Annotated in this window: 15 protein-coding genes; 6 read left to right on the forward strand and 9 right to left on the reverse strand. The window is 69.0% G+C overall.

Translation table 11 applies throughout. The annotated features are described in order from the left end of the window. Window positions 1-289, reverse strand: a 289-nt coding sequence (locus ABIB15_RS11965) for a hypothetical protein (RefSeq protein ID WP_354478782.1), incomplete at its 3' end; no start/stop codon positions are given. Window positions 290-291: 2 nt separating this feature from the next. Continuing rightward, the gene (locus ABIB15_RS11970) at window positions 292-2,418 is read right to left on the reverse strand and encodes a RecQ family ATP-dependent DNA helicase (protein ID WP_354478785.1); all 2,127 of its coding nucleotides are present in this window, start codon (window positions 2,416-2,418) and stop codon (window positions 292-294) included. 54 nt (window positions 2,419-2,472) lie between these two features. Between ABIB15_RS11970 and ABIB15_RS11975 the strand changes: the two genes are divergently transcribed. Beyond that, window positions 2,473-2,991, forward strand: coding sequence for an 8-oxo-dGTP diphosphatase (locus tag ABIB15_RS11975; protein ID WP_354478788.1), 519 nt, complete (start codon window positions 2,473-2,475; stop codon window positions 2,989-2,991). Here the strand turns inward: ABIB15_RS11975 and ABIB15_RS11980 are convergent. Continuing rightward, window positions 2,958-3,821, reverse strand: coding sequence for a DUF2510 domain-containing protein (locus ABIB15_RS11980; RefSeq protein ID WP_354478791.1), 864 nt, complete (start codon window positions 3,819-3,821; stop codon window positions 2,958-2,960). The two genes, ABIB15_RS11975 and ABIB15_RS11980, sit on opposite strands and share 34 nt — an antisense overlap. A 245-nt stretch (window positions 3,822-4,066) precedes the next feature. Between ABIB15_RS11980 and ABIB15_RS11985 the strand changes: the two genes are divergently transcribed. Further along, window positions 4,067-4,393 carry a hypothetical protein gene (locus ABIB15_RS11985; protein ID WP_354478794.1) on the forward strand — a complete coding sequence of 109 codons (327 nt, stop codon included), beginning with the start codon at window positions 4,067-4,069 and terminating at the stop codon, window positions 4,391-4,393. Window positions 4,394-4,561: 168 nt separating this feature from the next. Beyond that, window positions 4,562-5,917: an MFS transporter gene (locus tag ABIB15_RS11990; protein WP_354479019.1), complete on the forward strand. Its 1,356-nt coding sequence runs from the start codon at window positions 4,562-4,564 to the stop codon at window positions 5,915-5,917. A gap of 63 nt (window positions 5,918-5,980) precedes the next feature. On the opposite strand, the gene ABIB15_RS11995 is transcribed toward ABIB15_RS11990, so the two are convergent. Both ABIB15_RS11995 and pip read right to left on the reverse strand, forming a co-directional pair. Then, window positions 5,981-6,172, reverse strand: a complete 192-nt coding sequence (locus ABIB15_RS11995; RefSeq protein WP_354478797.1) for a DUF1918 domain-containing protein — start codon at window positions 6,170-6,172, stop codon at window positions 5,981-5,983. Window positions 6,173-6,534: 362 nt separating this feature from the next. Beyond that, entirely contained in the window at window positions 6,535-7,494 is a 960-nt protein-coding gene (gene pip, locus ABIB15_RS12000; protein WP_354478800.1) for a prolyl aminopeptidase, read from the reverse strand. A gap of 141 nt (window positions 7,495-7,635) precedes the next feature. On the opposite strand from pip, the gene ABIB15_RS12005 reads away from it, so the two are divergent. From ABIB15_RS12005 to ABIB15_RS12015, 3 genes are all read left to right on the forward strand, one after another. Continuing rightward, window positions 7,636-8,931, forward strand: a complete 1,296-nt coding sequence (locus tag ABIB15_RS12005) for a TrkH family potassium uptake protein (RefSeq protein ID WP_354479021.1) — start codon at window positions 7,636-7,638, stop codon at window positions 8,929-8,931. Continuing rightward, on the forward strand, window positions 8,924-9,622 hold the full coding sequence (locus tag ABIB15_RS12010; protein ID WP_354478803.1) for a potassium channel family protein: 699 nt from the start codon (window positions 8,924-8,926) through the stop codon (window positions 9,620-9,622). Before ABIB15_RS12005 ends, ABIB15_RS12010 begins: the two co-directional genes overlap by 8 nt. A 96-nt stretch (window positions 9,623-9,718) precedes the next feature. Continuing rightward, a complete protein-coding gene (locus ABIB15_RS12015) occupies window positions 9,719-10,999 on the forward strand; it encodes a GDSL-type esterase/lipase family protein (RefSeq protein ID WP_354478805.1) in 1,281 nt (426 codons plus the stop codon). Window positions 11,000-11,011: 12 nt separating this feature from the next. On the opposite strand, the gene ABIB15_RS12020 is transcribed toward ABIB15_RS12015, so the two are convergent. The 4 genes from ABIB15_RS12020 to ABIB15_RS12035 form a co-directional block, all read right to left on the reverse strand. Then, window positions 11,012-11,986 carry a homocysteine S-methyltransferase family protein gene (locus ABIB15_RS12020; RefSeq protein WP_354478808.1) on the reverse strand — a complete coding sequence of 325 codons (975 nt, stop codon included), beginning with the start codon at window positions 11,984-11,986 and terminating at the stop codon, window positions 11,012-11,014. A gap of 111 nt (window positions 11,987-12,097) precedes the next feature. After that, entirely contained in the window at window positions 12,098-12,499 is a 402-nt protein-coding gene (locus ABIB15_RS12025; RefSeq protein ID WP_354478811.1) for a hypothetical protein, read from the reverse strand. Window positions 12,500-12,636: 137 nt separating this feature from the next. Further along, on the reverse strand, window positions 12,637-14,484 hold the full coding sequence (recQ, locus tag ABIB15_RS12030) for a DNA helicase RecQ (protein ID WP_354478814.1): 1,848 nt from the start codon (window positions 14,482-14,484) through the stop codon (window positions 12,637-12,639). A gap of 54 nt (window positions 14,485-14,538) precedes the next feature. After that, on the reverse strand, window positions 14,539-15,504 hold the full coding sequence (locus tag ABIB15_RS12035) for a CPBP family intramembrane glutamic endopeptidase (RefSeq protein WP_354478816.1): 966 nt from the start codon (window positions 15,502-15,504) through the stop codon (window positions 14,539-14,541). Between the last annotated feature and the right edge of the window lie 17 nt (window positions 15,505-15,521).

The raw sequence follows: 15,521 nt of genomic DNA on the forward strand, positions 1-15,521 counted from the left end.
AGCCGTGGTAGCCGTGGTAGCCGTGGTAGCCGGGGTAGCCGTGGTAGCCGTGGTAGCCGTGGTAGCCGTGGTAGCCGTGGTAGCCGTGGTAGCCGTGGTAGCCGTGGTAGCCGTGGTAGCCGTGGTAGCCGTGGTAGCCGTGGTAGCCGTGGTAGCCGTGGTAGCCGTGGTAGCCGTGGTAGCCGTGGTAGCCGTGGTAGCCGTGGTAGCCGTGGTAGCCGTGGTAGCCGAGGGTAGCCGTGGTAGCCGGCGCATGCCGCACGGGGAGCTGCCCACCCAGCAGAACCACTTCTACCCGCGCACTCCCAGCGCGAACGGCAGCACTCCAGCGGCGCCACCCTGGCGCAGCACCCTGGCGGCGACGGTGAGCGTCCACCGGCTGTCGACCAGATCGTCGACGAGCAGCACCGGCCCCGACAGTCCGGACAAGGCAGACCCGAGCGCCCCGCCGACCGTGAAACCGCCCCAGACGCTCTGCAACCGGTAGGCGCTGTTGCCGCCGGGCTCGCCGACCGGGCCGTCGCCAACGAGGTCAAGCGATCCGAGATAGGGCAGCCGGCCGACTCCGGCGAGCGCCGTCGCGACCGACTCGACGAGCAGCGGATGCGACCGCGACGGCATCGAGACGACCGCCGCGGGCCGCTCCTCCCAGCCCCATTCGCCGAGCACCCGGATGCACGCCGCGATGAGCTGCGGGGAGGCCGGAGCGTCGATGTTCGACGGGGAGAACACCGCGCGCAGGGTGCCGCCCCAGCCGAGGTCGGTGAGGCGGGCGAGGGCGCGGCCATCCAGCATCCGCTCGCCCGGCGCGATCTTGCCCTTCGCCGGCACGCCGAGGCGGTCGGCTCCGGTGGGCCACTGCGCGCGCGGCTCGATGATCACGCCGACGCGGTCGAGGGAGGACGCCGCCTTCGCCGCCTGCTCGTCCCGCACGTCGACGGGGTACCAGGCGCCGGCGCAGTTGTCGCAACGTCCGCAGGGCACAGCGGTGTCGTCGTCGAGCGAGCGCTGGAGGTATTCCATGCGGCATCCGTCGGTCTGCTCGTACTCGATCATGTGCTGCTGCTCGGCGATCCGCTCGGCGGCGATGCGCTCGTACCGTTCGCGGTCGTAGGTCCACGGCGTGCCGGTCGCGATCCAGCCGCCCTGCACCCGTTTGACCGCGCCGTCGACGTCGAGCACCTTGAGCAGCAACTCGAGCGGAGTGCGCCGGATGTTCACGCGCGCCTCGAGCGCCGGCGTCGAGAGGGGTGCGCCGCCGTTCGCGTTGAGCTCGTCGATCACGGTTTCGGCGCGCTGCTGGTTGGGCATCGACGCGGTGGCGAAGTACTGCCAGATCGCCTCGTCCTCGGTGCCGGGCAGCAGCAGCACGTCGGCGTTCGCGGTGGCTCGGCCGGCGCGGCCGACCTGCTGGTAGTAGGCGACGGGCGAGGACGGCGCACCGAGGTGCAGCACGAAGCCCAGATCGGGTTTGTCGAAGCCCATGCCGAGCGCGCTCGTGGCGATCAGCGCCTTCACCTGGTTGCCCTTGAGTAGCCCCTCGGACTCCTCCCGCTCGCTCGTGTCGGTCTGGCCGGTGTAGGCACGCACGACGTGGCCGGCCTCGCGCAGCAGCCGTGCCGTGTCTTCGGCGGCGGCGACGGTGAGCGTGTAGATGATGCCGCTGCCGGGCAGGTCGTCGAGGTGGCTGAGCAGCCAGCCGAGCCGGGCACTGGCATCCGGCATCCGCAGCACGCCCAGCCGGAGGGATGCCCGGGCGAGCGGCCCGCGGATCGTGACGACGTCGGTGTGCGCGGCCCCAGGAGCGAGCGCGCCGAGCTGCTCCGCGACATCCTGCACCACCCGGCTGTTGGCGGTCGCGGTCGTCGCGAGCACGGGCACCCCGGCGGGCATCTGCGCGATCAGGTCGCGCAGGCGCCGGTAGTCGGGCCGGAAGTCATGACCCCAGTCGGAAATGCAGTGCGCCTCGTCGACGACGAGCATGCCGACCCGCGGGATCAGCTGCGGCAGCTGCTGCTCCCGGAACGACGGATTGTTGAGCCGCTCCGGCGAGACGAGCAGCACGTCAACCTCGTCGGCGGCGAGCTGGCGCAGCACGTCGCCCCACTCGTGAGCGTTGGTCGAGTTGATCGCGACCGCGCGCACCCCGGCGCGGGCCGCTGCCGCGATCTGGTCGCGCATCAGGGCGAGCAGCGGCGAGACGAGGATTGTCGGGCCGGCGCCCTGCTGGCGCAGCAGCAGCGTCGCGACGAAGTACACCGCCGACTTGCCCCAGCCGGTGCGCTGCACGACGAGCGCACGGCGGCGGTCGTCGACAAGGGTCTCGATGGCCTCGAACTGGCCCTCGTGGAAGGCCGCGTCGTCACGCCCGACGAGCGTGCGCAGAATCTCGAGAGCGGATGCGCGGGTGTCGGTCATCGCTCCAGCCTGACAGAGACCCACGACACCGCCCATCAACTACGCTTGGCGCCCATGGTCCTGCCCGAAGTGAGCGTCTGCTATCTGCTGCGCGAGACCGCGGCCGGGCCCGAGATTCTCCTGGGACGCAAGAAGACCGGGCTGGGGCTGGGTAACCTCGTCGGGCCGGGCGGCAAGCTCGAGGCCGGCGAGACGCCGACGGATGCTGCGGTGCGCGAGACACGGGAAGAGATCGGCGTGACTGTGCACCCCGACTCACTCACCCTCATCGGCGAGCTCACGTACCCATTTCCCTACCGCCCGGCGTGGAGCCAGAAGTCATGGGCTTTCCTCTGCCGGGAGTTCTCCGGCGAGCCCATGGAGTCGGATGAACTGCGCCCGGAGTGGTTCGCGCTCGATGCGCTCCCCCTCGACCGGATGTGGGACGACGCGAAGCACTGGCTGCCGTTGGCCCTCGGCGGCCGGTTCGTGCGTGCGACGTTCACGTTCGCGGCCGACGGCAAGTCAGTGGAGTCGTCGGATTTCGTGAAGCCTCCGGGCTACCCGGCCGTCGACATGACGGGCTCCGAGTAGGAGAACCCGTCGGTGACGTTGTCGATCCGCACCTCGAGAGTGCCGGTGGCCCCGGTGTCATCGGTGACCGCGCAGTCGAGCGTCGCCCCCGGCAGGATCTGTTCCGGCGTTTCGCACTCCACCGTGTGCTCGGTGCCGCCGACGGACAGCTCCCACGCGATCGACTCCTCGATGTTGCCCGTGATCAGGGGCACAAACGAGGCGCGGAACGAGAACGCGAGCACCACGCATCCGGCGGCGACGATCAGCACGTTCAGGAACCACACCCAGGCGGGTGCTGCACCGATTCCCGCATGCTTGCGGGTCACGACGGCCCGGGCGATCAGGTAGACCGGTGCGCCGAGCAGCGACCACGATGCGCGCGCGACATCGTGGTGCCCCCAGATGCGGAGGCGGCGCACGTCACGCACAGCGAAGACGATCACGACCAGGTAGGGCAGCAGGACCGCGGCGAGTACCCACCAGGTCCAGCCGTAGAGGGTGATCAGGACGAGCGCGGCGGCGCCCGCGACGAACGCGACGAATGGGCTGAACGCGATGATCCAGACGGAAATCGAGCTCCATCGGCTCGGCAGGATGTCCCAACCCCCGGGGGTCTCGACGCGGCGCGCGACAACGACAGCGGGGCGATTGCTTTCTTGACGCGGCCACCCGAAGCTGGGCTCCGGCTCCGGCTCCGGCTCCGGCTCGGGCTCGGCCTCAACCTCGTCAGCCGGCAGCGGGGCCGTGTGCTCCGACCAGCCCTCGCCCGTCCACCAGCGCATGCGCGACGGCGACGCTGGATCCACGTGCCATCCCGCGGGAACGACGGCGGTCGGAACGTCAGTCACTTGGCCCCCCAATAAGTGTTGACCAATAGTGGCGTACGCGGGCCCCCGGCGCCCTCCCCACATCTGGGGTGAAACGCCCCGTTCTTCCCGCGGGAATCAGATGATTTTGTGGTCTATCGGCGGCAGCAAAACAACCCCTCCCCCGGCCCCCTGCCCGCCCCTATCCTCGGAGCACTGAAAGTCCCAGCACCGCACCTCACAGCATCCGAGGCCACAGCACATTCACCGACGAATGGAGCGACGCGATGACGGCCATCACCACTATCCGCAATCGGATGCGGCCACGGTCGAGGCTCGGCTGGTGGAGCACCGGCCTCGCGGGCCTTGTCCTGTTTGTCGCCCCGCTCGCGAGCCTCATCACCGGCCTCGCGATCGCCCTCTTCGAGCGTTCCTACGTGGTGAGCACAAGCGACGCGGTGTACCTGACGATTCCGTGCGTTGTGGTCTCGGCCACGCTCGGCATCGTGGCGGTCCTACGCGGAGACCGCAGTCCCGTGGTGGTCCTCGGGACTGGTGTGATGACGGCGATCACAGGCGCCCTCTGGGCGGACGAGTTCCTCTTTCGCATCTGAATCCGCGCCTCAGGTCGCGAAATTCCCGCGTTCGGGAATGTTGTCCGTCTTCGGCGGCTTTCAGCACAGGGAAGCAGACGAGGATGGGCCAGTGACGGAGACCACGCGGTGACGAGCAGAGCCGATGTGGGGTTCCGATCGGAACGCGGCCCGATCCTCATCGCCATCATGATGACGACCGGACTCGTCGCCATCGACGCGACGATCCTCGCGACCGCGATCACCTCCATCGTCGGCGACCTCGGCGGGTTCGCCCAGTTCCCGTGGCTGTTCTCGATCTACCTGCTCGCGCAGGCCGTCTCGGTGCCCATCTATGCAAAGCTCTCCGACGTGGTCGGGCGGGGGCCGATCATCATCTTCGGCATCGCCCTGTTTTTGCTCGGCTCGATCCTCTGCGGGCTCGCCTGGAGCATGCCGGCCCTCATAGCGTTCCGCGCCGTGCAGGGCCTCGGCGCCGGCGCCGTGCAGCCGACGGCGATCACCATCGTGGGCGACATCTACAGCATCGCCGAGCGGGCGCAGGTGCAGGGCTACCTCGCGAGCGTCTGGGCGGTTTCGTCGGTCGTCGGCCCGACGCTCGGCGGGCTGTTCTCGGAGTTCCTGTCGTGGCGCTGGATCTTCTTCATCAACATCCCGCTCTGCATCGTCGCGGGCTGGATGATCCTGCGCACCCTGCACGAGAAGATCGAGCCACGTGCGCACCGCGTCGACTACCTCGGCGCGGTGCTGCTCACCAGCTCGCTCAGTCTGCTCATCCTCGGCATCCTCGAGGGCGGACAATCGTGGGCCTGGGATTCCCCGCTGAGCATCGGGGCCTTCGTCGTCGGCGGGATTCTGCTCGGATGCTTCGTGCTGGCCGAGACGCGCGCCGCCGAGCCGATCCTGCCGCTCTGGGTCTTCTCCCGCAGGCTGCTGCTGACCACGGCACTGGTCGGGCTCGGCGTCGGTGCGATCCTGATCGGCCTCACCTCGTACGTGCCCACCTACCTCGAGGGGTCGCTCGAGGTGTCGCCGCTCGTCGCGGGGCTCGCCCTCGCCGCACTGACGATCGGCTGGCCGATCTCGGCATCCCTCTCCGGGCGCTTCTATCTGCGGATCGGGTTCCGCAACACGGCGGTCATCGGAATGGTCATCGTGGTCTCGGGCGCCGTCATCCTCGCCGCCTTCGCGGGCGAGCCGAGCCTCGTCACCGTCGCGGCGAGCTGCTTCCTCATCGGCCTCGGGCTCGGCCTCGTCGCCACCCCGACGCTCATCGCCGCCCAGTCGAGCGTCGAGTGGAACCAGCGTGGCGTCGTGACCGGCGCGAGCCTGTTCTCCCGCTCAATCGGCAGCGCGATCGGCGTCGCGATCTTCGGCGCGGTCGCGAACGGCATCTTCGCGGCATCCGGGGGCTCCGGAATGGATGCTGAGACGATCACCACCGCGTCGTCGGCGGTCTTCCTCGCCGTCGTCATCGCCGCGGCGGCGACCGTCGTCGCGGTCGTCGCGATGCCGCGCACCCCAGCTCAGGGTGCCCGGGCGTAACAGTCGGCGCGGCGGCGATCGTTCTCGCCGACGACGATTTTCCGAGCGAGCCCCGGCAGTGGCTCAGCTCGTGTGCGGCTGCTCGATTATGGTGTCGCCGCCGGGAAACACGAGCGCCTCGTGTCCGTCATCGAATCGCACGAGGTATGGCGCGGACCCCTCACTGCCACGCACCTCGAGAATCTCGCCGTGCCTGTCCGGGGACTCGACCGTCTTGCCGCGGATCACAATCCGCTCGCCTGCCTTTGCGCGCATCTGCGTCACCTCCTGGCGAAATGGTAACTCCGGAGGCGGTCAGCAATAAGGGGTTGCCGCCGGGCGGATGCCGTGGGGCGGGGCCGCGCTTTCATCATTCAGGAGTTTCAGCCCTGCCGGGCTTTCATCATTCAGGAGTTTCAGCCCTGCCGGGCTTTCATCATTCAGGAGTCTGGAACCCGGGGCGACCGTAAATTGTCCAGCATCCGTCATTCTGGCTATTCCCGCGCGGCCTCGAGCCAACTTTCCTTGCCCAACTCCTGAATAATGACCAGCCTGCCGCCGGTCAACTCTTGAATAATGACAGTGCCCCCGCCGTGCCCCCGCCGGTCAACTCCTGAATAATGACGAGGCGACCCCCGTCAGCGCCCGGCGAAGCCGTCCGTCGCCTCGATCAGCGCCGACAGGATGCCGGGCTCGTCGAACGAGTGCCCCGCATCCGGGATCATCTGGAACTCGGCCTCCGGCCAGGCCCGGTGCAGGTCCCACGCGGTGACGGGCGGGGTGCAGATGTCGTAGCGGCCCTGCACGATGACGGCGGGGATGTCGCGCAGCAGGCGCGCTCCCGCGATCAGCTGGCCGTCGGCCATCCACCCCTTGTTGACGAAATAGTGGTTCTCGATGCGCGCGAACGCCAGCGCGAACCGGGGGTCGGAGAAAACGGCCACGGTCTCGGGTTGCGGCAGCAGGGTGATCGCGCTCGCCTCCCACGTCGACCAGGCCACCGCGGCGGGCCCGTGCACGGCCGGATCGGGGTCGCCCAGCAGCGCGTGGTAGGCGTCGATGTAGCCGCCACGCTGCCCGCCGGGAACCTGCGCCGCGTAGCGCTCCCAGACATCCGGGAAGATCTGCCCGGCCGGGCCCTCGTAGAACCAGTCGAGCTCGGACTCGCGCAGGGTGAAGATGCCGCGCAGCACGAGCTCGGTGACCCGAACCGGATGCGTCTGGGCGTAGGCGAGCGCGAGGGTGCTGCCCCAGCTTCCGCCGAACACCTGCCAGCGGTCGATCCCGAGGTGCTCGCGCAGCCGCTCAATGTCGGCGACGAGATGCCAGGTTGTGTGGACCGCGAGGTCGTAGCCCGCCTCGCTCGCGTGCGGCACGCTCTGGCCCGATCCGCGCTGGTCGAACAGGATGATGCGGTATTTCGCAGGGTCGAACACGCGGCGGTGCTTGGGCCCGACGGCGCCGCCCGGGCCACCGTGAAGGAACACGACGGGCTTCCCGCCCGGGTTGCCGGATGCCTCCCAGTAAAGGCTCTGGCCGTCGCCCACGTCGAGCAGGCCGGAGTCGTACGGTTCGATCTCGGGGTAGTAGGTGCGCATCAGCCCAGCCTAAGTCGATGGTGCCGGGCCAACGGGGCGTGCGCTCCCCACCGGCGGGCGTAGTGTGGGCGAGTGCAATTGCGGCCCCGGCTGGAACGCGCCTCGACGAGGCGCCCTCGCCTGCACCCGGCGCAGATTGTGATGGCCGGGTTCGCGGCGACGATCCTCATCGGAACCGGCCTCCTGATGCTGCCGATCGCGCGCGTCGGCCCCGGTGGCGCGAGCTTCCTCGAGGCGCTGTTCACCGCCACGTCTGCCGTGTGCGTCACGGGCCACATCGTCGTCGATACCGCGGCCTACTGGACCCCGTTCGGGCAGGTCGTGATCCTCGCCCTCGTGCAGATCGGCGGATTCGGCATCATGGCCTTCGCGTCGGTGATCGGACTCGCCGTTGTGCGGCGCATGTCGCTGCGCGCCAAGGTCACGACCGCCGCGGAGGCCCACAGCATGGGGCTCGACGACGTCGGTGGACTCGTGTTGGGCGTCATCCGCATCTCCCTCGTCGTCGAAGTGGTCGTCGCGGTGATGCTCACACTTCGGTTCGCGATCGGCTACGGCGAACCGATCGGACGCGCGGCGTGGCTCGGCGTCTTCCACGCCGTGTCATCGTTCAACAACGCCGGCTTCGCGCTGTTCAGTGACAGTTTCGTGCAGTACGCGACCGATCCGTTCATCTCCCTGCCGATCTGCGCCGCGATCATCATCGGCGGCCTCGGATTTCCCGTCATCATGCAGCTGCGCAAGCACCTGGGCCGCACGCTCAAATGGACCATGAACACGCGCATCGTCGTCGCCGGCACGCTCGCGCTGCTCGTCACCGGCTGGGTCTACATCACGGCCATCGAGTGGAACAACCCGGCGACGCTCGGCCCCCTCGACTGGCCGAGCAAACTCCTCGTCGGCTTCTTCACCTCGGTGCAGACGCGCACCGCGGGCTTCAACTCCATCGACACGGGGCTGATGGATCCCGCGAGCTGGCTCGGCATGGACGCCCTCATGCTCATCGGCGGCGGCCCGGCCGGCACCGCCGGCGGCATCAAGATCACGACCTTCGCGGTGCTGTTCTTCATCATCGTCACCGAGCTCCGCGGCGACGGCGCCGTCAACGTCTTCGGCAAGCGCCTGTCGCGGGCCGTTCACCGCGAGGCGATCACCGTCGTGCTGCTCGCCGTCGCGGTCATCGTCGCCGCCACGACCGCACTGCTGCTGATGACCGACTTCGACCTCGACCGGGTGCTGTTCGAGGTGGTCTCCGCGTTCGGCACCGTCGGAATGTCGACCGGCATCACGGCCGACCTGCCGCCGGCCGGCCAGCTGATCCTCGTGCTGCTCATGTTCATCGGGCGGCTCGGTCCGATCACCTTCGCGTCGTCGATCGCCCTGCGCAAACGCCGCATCACCTACGAGTTCCCGCAAGAGAGGCCCATCATTGGATAAGTTCGCGCTCTTCTCCCGCAACCACCCCAACCGAATTGCAGAGGCGGGGGCCGTCGTTGTCATCGGGCTCGGCCGATTCGGCAGCGCGCTCGCGCTCGAGCTGATGGCCAGCGGCACCGAGGTGCTCGGGATCGACGACCGCGAAGACATCGTGCAGAGCCACAATGGGCTGCTCACGCACGTCGTGCGCGCCGACTCGACCAAGGCAGAGACGCTCGAGCAGCTGGGCGTGCCGGAGTTCGAACGCGTCGTCGTGGCGATCGGCGGCGACCTTCAGGCCAGCATCCTCACCGCCGCGCTCGTTCTCAAGCTCAAAGTGCCGACCGTGTGGGCGAAGGCGGTCACAGACCAGCACGGCGAGATCCTCACCCAGCTGGGCGTGCACCATGTGGTCTATCCCGAGAAGGACATGGGAAAGAGGGTCGCGCACCTGGTGCGCGGTGCGATGCAGGACTACATCGAGGTCGGCGAGAACTTCGCGATCGTCAAGACCACGCCGCCCGCATCGGTGCTCGGCAAGCCGCTTGGCGAGACGAAGGTGCGCGCGAACCACGGCATCACCATCACGGCATTCGAGCGGCCGGGCACGGGATGGAGCTACACGACGCTCGACACAGTGCTCGAGCCAGGCGACATCATCCTGATCGCCGGACAGCCCGACCGAGTGGAAGCGTTCAGCCAGCTGCGGTGATCTGGGAACCGCCGACTCTGATTCGGGAACGCGCGAAAAAATTGATACCGTCGGCTTCACTGACCAGCCGCTGCGGCCGGTGGGACTGGGGGTCTCGTGGATGACGACGAATCGCGCGCGGGCGCACCGCGAGGCATGCTCGCGGAGCTCAAGGACCTCGCGCTCAGCCCGGCGATGAGCGTCTGGGGATCGAGCGTCGATCGGGCCCTCCGGCACATTCCGCGCCCGTCCGGTCCCGCACGCGCGTACGCCTCGGGACGGGACAGCCTGCGCGCCCTCATTTTCGGCGCTGGCCCGGCGATCGGCTGGGGCGTCACCTCTCACGACCTCGCGCTCCCGGGGGCGTTCGCGCGGGCGCTGTCGGCGAGCACCGGGCGCGGAGCGGATGTCGACCTCGCCGCCGATCCGGACCTCTGCATCTCGAGTGCGCTGCAGTCCATGCTCTCGATGCAGCTGTGGCGCTACGACGTGATTGTGATGGTGCTCGGGGTGAATGACGCCACGCGGCTGACCTCGCTCGACACCTGGAAGCAGAAGCTCGACGAGCTCGTGGCCGGAGTGGAGGAGGCCACTTCGTCCGGCACGAAGGTCGTCGTGACGGGCATCCATCCGATCCGGTCCATTCCCACCTTCGATTCGGTGCTCGGCACCGTCGCCGACCAGCACGCCACGGCAATGAACGAGATCACCGAGCAAGCGTGCGCGCGCTCGCAGCGGGCGACGTTCGCGCCGCTCACCTCGATTACTGCGGTGAACACGAAGCGGCACCGGGAGCCGGCCGCCTACACGCACTGGGCCGACGAGATCGTGCGCGTGATCCCGGCCGGCCCGAACGACGTGCTCCGGGTGCCGCGGGATCCGCACCGCCCGAGCGCCGTCGACGAGCCTGCCCACGAGGCGAACCGCCAGCGCGCACTCGACCGCATGGCCCTCGACGCGCGCCCGAACGTGCGACTCGACCGGGTCGTATCGATCGCGCAACGTGCGCTCGGCACGGCGAGCGCGTTGTTCACGGTGATCGACGGTGATCGGCAGTGGCACAAGGCGCGCAGCGGAGTCGACATGACCGAGATTGCGCGCAAAGACGCGTTCTGCGACTTCACGATCCGCACGCGGGAGGGAATGGTCGTCTGCGACGCCCGCGAGGACCCGCGGTTCCGCGACAAGCCCTATGTGACCGGCGAGCCCTTCATCCGCTTCTACGCCGGATACCCAATCGAATCGCCCACCGGCGAGCGCATCGGCGCCCTCTGCGTGTTCGACTCGAAGCCGCGCGAGGAGTCCGACGTCGACATGGTCTACCTGCGTGAGCTCGCCCGCCTGGCTCAGCGGGAGCTCGAGCGGGACGACGACGAACTTAGCGTGGACGGTCGCTGAGAGTAATCTCGGTCAGTCGGCGGCCACGTCGACGCTCGAACCGGAGGCGACGGCGGAGCGGCCGATAGCTTCGATGTGCCGGATGTCGCATCCGCAGCATCCGCCGAGCACCGTCAGCTGGTGGTTGGCTCGCCGCAGGTCGCCGAGCTGACACCCGAGTTCCTCGGGGTTGCCGTCGTCGAGCGTGTCGGAGTTGTCGAGTTCGGCGTGGCTGCTGCTGGATGCGTTCGCGCGGAGCCCGCGGACCCGCCGGCGCACCACGTCGTCGTCCCACATGCCCTCGGCAAGGTGCGTCGGATGCGCGCAGTTGACCGCGAAATACGCCGGGTACCAGCCGGAGTCGATGTCCACCGCGGAGATAGCCTCGCTGAGGCTCTCGCCACTCGCGAGCCGGCCGTCGGTCTCGACGGTGAACGAGATGGCGACGGGCATCCCCGCCTCCCGCGCGGCGCGGGTGATACCGATCGCCTCCTCGCTGTAGTTGATGGTGAGTGCGCTGATGAAGTCGGCCTCCGTGTCGGCGAAGAGGTCGATCTGCCAGGAGTGGTAGTCGGCGGCCTGCTGCGCGGACTGCCGCTCGGAGATGACGTAGCCGTCGGCGCGGGGACCGACCACCGCGGCGATCACGATCCGGGAGCCATCCGTCTCCCACACCCGGCGCACCTTATCGGCGAGCAGCACGGACGAGCGATTGACCCGCTCGAACTCGTGCGCGTCGTAGCCGAGTCGCGCGGTCCAGTCGGGATTCGCGCGCCAGGTCGCGGTGTCGAGAACGAACCCGAGGCCGAGCCGGGTGGCGGCGGCGGCGTGACGGTTGAAGTAGGACCGCAGCACGTCGCGGCCCTCGTCGGTGCGCAGCAGCTCGCATGCCGCGAAATGCGGGAGATCGATCCCCTCCCGAAACAGGAGGGTCGTCTCGAGTCCGGCGTCAGTGAGGAACAGCGCGCCCTCATCCAGTTGCGGCAGGGCGGCACGGTACTTCGGCATTCGGGCTCCGATCAACGATGACCACCCCCCCCCTTGGTTGGCCCAACGCTAGACCCGCTCCCGCGCCGGTGCAACTGCGGGAGACGCTTATTCGGGTCGACGTCCGGTGTGCTAGTCGGTCTCGTCGTCCGTCGCGCCGTCGCCGGGGTCGTCGCTGTCGCGTCGTTCGTGGCGGAGTCCGTCTCGGTGGCCGGGGCCGATATCGCGAAGCCCCTCGCCGGGGCCACCGGGACGATCGCCGTCCGAGTTACCGACGAAGGCCGCTCGGTCGAAGCCGCGCGGCCCGTCGAGGGCTGATCCGAGCAGCGCTCCCCCGCCGAGGCCGATCGCGAGTCCGGCCACGAGGGCGATGCCGGGCACGAGCAGGCGGCGGACTCGGCTCGGCCTGTCTGCCGCAGCGGGGGGAGCGGATGCTGTCGGTGCGGATGCCGTCGCTGCGGCCTGAGCGGATGCTGTCGGTGCGGCCTCGCCGGTCCAACCGGCATCCGGTGCCTCGTCGTCCTTATCGGCCATGGCTGTTCTCCTTCGTCGGGGCGGCGCCGTTGCGCCGGTTCTCCCTCGACACTGCCGACGAACCCTATGGGCCAGCTATGCGCGAACTATCGCGGCGCCGTGAATCGTGGATGGTGCGTCGCCCGCGCAGACGACGGTCAGGCCGCGCTGATCGCGTCGAGGAGCTTCTGCCCGTACTTCTCGAGCTTCGACTCGCCGACGCCCGACACCGTGCCCAGCTCGGCGAGGGTGCCGGGGGTGCCGGTCGCGATCTCGCGGAGAGTCGCATCGTGGAAGATCACATACGCCGGAACGCCCTGCTCCTTCGCCTCCGCGGCACGCCAGGCCCGCAACTTCTCGAACAGCGGGGCGGCTCCGGCGGGGAGCTCGGCGGATGCCCCGCGCGCCGTTCGTGACGCCTTCTTCGCCGGGCGATCGGGCTCGCGGCGCAGCGAGACCTTGCGCGCTCCGGAGAGCACCGCGGCGCTGTCGTCGGTGATCACGAGCGTGCCGAAGCCGTCGCTGTTGACCTGGAGCAGCCCCTGCGCGAGCAGCTGCCGCACAACGCCGCGCCACTCTGCCTCACTCAGCTCGCCGCCGATTCCGAAGGTGCTCAGGTTGTCGTGGCCGTTCTGCTCGACGCGCGGCGTGCGCTTGCCGAGCAGGATGTCGATGAGTTGTCCCGCGCCGAACTTCTGGTTGCGCTCGCGCTGCAGCCGCACGACCGTCGACAGAAGCTTCTGGGCGGCGACGGTGCCGTCGATCGACTCGGGCGGCGACAGGCAGGTGTCGCAGTTGCCGCACGCGGTCGACGTCTCGCCGAAGTAGGCGAGCAACTGCACTCGGCGGCATTCGACCGTCTCGCACAGCGCGAGCATCGCGTCGAGGTGCGCGGAGAGCTTGCGTCGGTGCGCGTTGTCGCCCTCCGAGTCGGCGATCATCCGGCGCTGCTGCACGACGTCCTGCAGCCCGTAGGCGAGCCACGCGGTCGACGGCAGCCCGTCGCGGCCAGCGCGCCCGGTCTCCTGGTAGTAGCCCTCGACGCTCTTCGGCAGGTCGAGGTGGGCGACGAACCGCACATCCGGCTTGTCGATGCCCATCCCGAACGCGATCGTCGCGACCATGATGATGCCGTCTTCTCGCAGGAACCGAGACTGGTTCGCCGCCCGGATCGGCGCAGGGAGACCCGCGTGGTACGGCAGCGCCGGGATTCCGTTGTCGACCAGCATCTGCGCGGTCTTCTCGACGGATGCCCGCGACAGGCAGTAGACGATGCCCGCGTCGCCGTCATGCTCGCTTCGCACGAGCTGGAGCAGCTGTTGCTGGGGAGAGTTCTTCGCCGCGATCCGGTACTGGATGTTCGGACGGTCGAAGCTCGCCACGAAGTGCTTCGCCTCGCCGAGCTGCAGGCGCTGGGCGATCTCCGCGTGGGTCTGTTCGGTCGCGGTCGCGGTGAGCGCGATGCGCGGCACGCTCGGCCAGCGCTCGTGCAGCATCGACAACTGCAGGTAGTCGGGGCGGAAGTCGTGGCCCCACTGCGACACACAGTGCGCCTCGTCGATCGCGAACAGGGCCATCTCGCCCCGGTCGAGCAGAGCAGCGGTCGACTGCACCCGCAGTCGCTCCGGCGCGAGATAGAGCAGGTCGAGCTCGCCCGCGAGATAGGCGCGCTCGACGGCCGCCTTGGCATCCGGCGCCTGGGTCGAGTTGAGGTAGGCCGCGCGCACCCCGACCGCGGAGAGCGCGTCGACCTGGTCCTGCATGAGGGCGATGAGCGGGGAGATGACGATGCCGGTTCCGCGGCGCACGAGCGCGGGGATCTGGTAGCAGAGGGACTTGCCGCCGCCGGTGGGCATGAGCACGAGCGCGTCGCCGCCGGATGACACGTGGTCAATGATCTCGGCTTGGTTGCCGCGGAATTCGTCGTACCCGAAGACGCGGTGCAGCACCTCCGCCGGTGCGCTGCGCGCGAGGGGGCGGGCGGGCGCATCCGGTGTCGAACTCATGGCTGCAAGTTTACGAGGCCCCGCCGACAGCCAGGCCCTCCCTGCTCAACCAGCTCAATCTCGAGCGGGCTCCTCCACCTGCGGCCAGACAGCATCGCCAGTGGCGGGCACCGGCGCCGGTTCCGGCGGCAGCACCGTGCGCGTCGTGACGAGTCCGCTGCGGTTCGCCGCCCGCACCACGAGCGCCGAGTAGGCGACCATGATGACGACCGTCACGAGCAGCCCGATCGGGCTGCCGGAGTCGGCGTTGAGGTCGGTCAGCCCGAACGCGCCGAGAACGAACAGCGTCGTGTTGTTGATCACGTGCGCCACGATCGCCGCCTCGAGTCCGCCGGTGCGCCAAGTCAGCCAGGCCGCGGTGACGGCGAAGATGGCGACGTCCAGCATTCCCCACACGTCGTAGTTGTGGCCGAACACGAACAGCGGGACAGGCAGCAGGATCGCCCAGGCCGGATGCTTCAGCCATCCGCCGATCGTCTGCATGAGGTACCCGCGGAACACGTACTCCTCCGCCGTCGCCTGCAGCGGGGTCAACACGAGTGCGAGCACGATGAGCACCCACGTCGTCGAGGTGACGACCGGAGCGAGTGGTTCCGCCCCGGTGAGGGGGTCGATGACGAGGAAGGAGAGCCCGAAGACGGCGCCGTAGACGAGGAGGGCGAGCGGGATGCAGCGCGCGAGCCAGCCCCAGCGGAGGCGTCCGGCCACCGACGAGAGCAGGCCGAGCGGCCGCGGTCCCATGATCAGCGTCGCGAGGATGACCGACGGCAGCAGCAGGGCGATCGAGCCGACCGCGAACGCGAAGGTGACCGGATCGGACAGGTCGATCTCGCCGAGGGAGAGCACGTCGTCGAAGCCGCCGAAGACATCCGGGGCGAGGTAGGACCCCACCATGAAGGCGACCGCGACAACGAGCGACAGCAGCACGAAGATCGCCCCGCCGATGAGCGCGGTGATCAGCGGCTTCCACCACGTGTACTTCGGCCACGAGCGGGTGAGGCGGTGATAGGCATAGTCCACGGGACGAGCCTAGACAC

It is taken from the genome of Marisediminicola sp. UYEF4 (assembly GCF_040546025.1).
In the GTDB taxonomy this organism is placed as follows: domain Bacteria; phylum Actinomycetota; class Actinomycetes; order Actinomycetales; family Microbacteriaceae; genus Marisediminicola.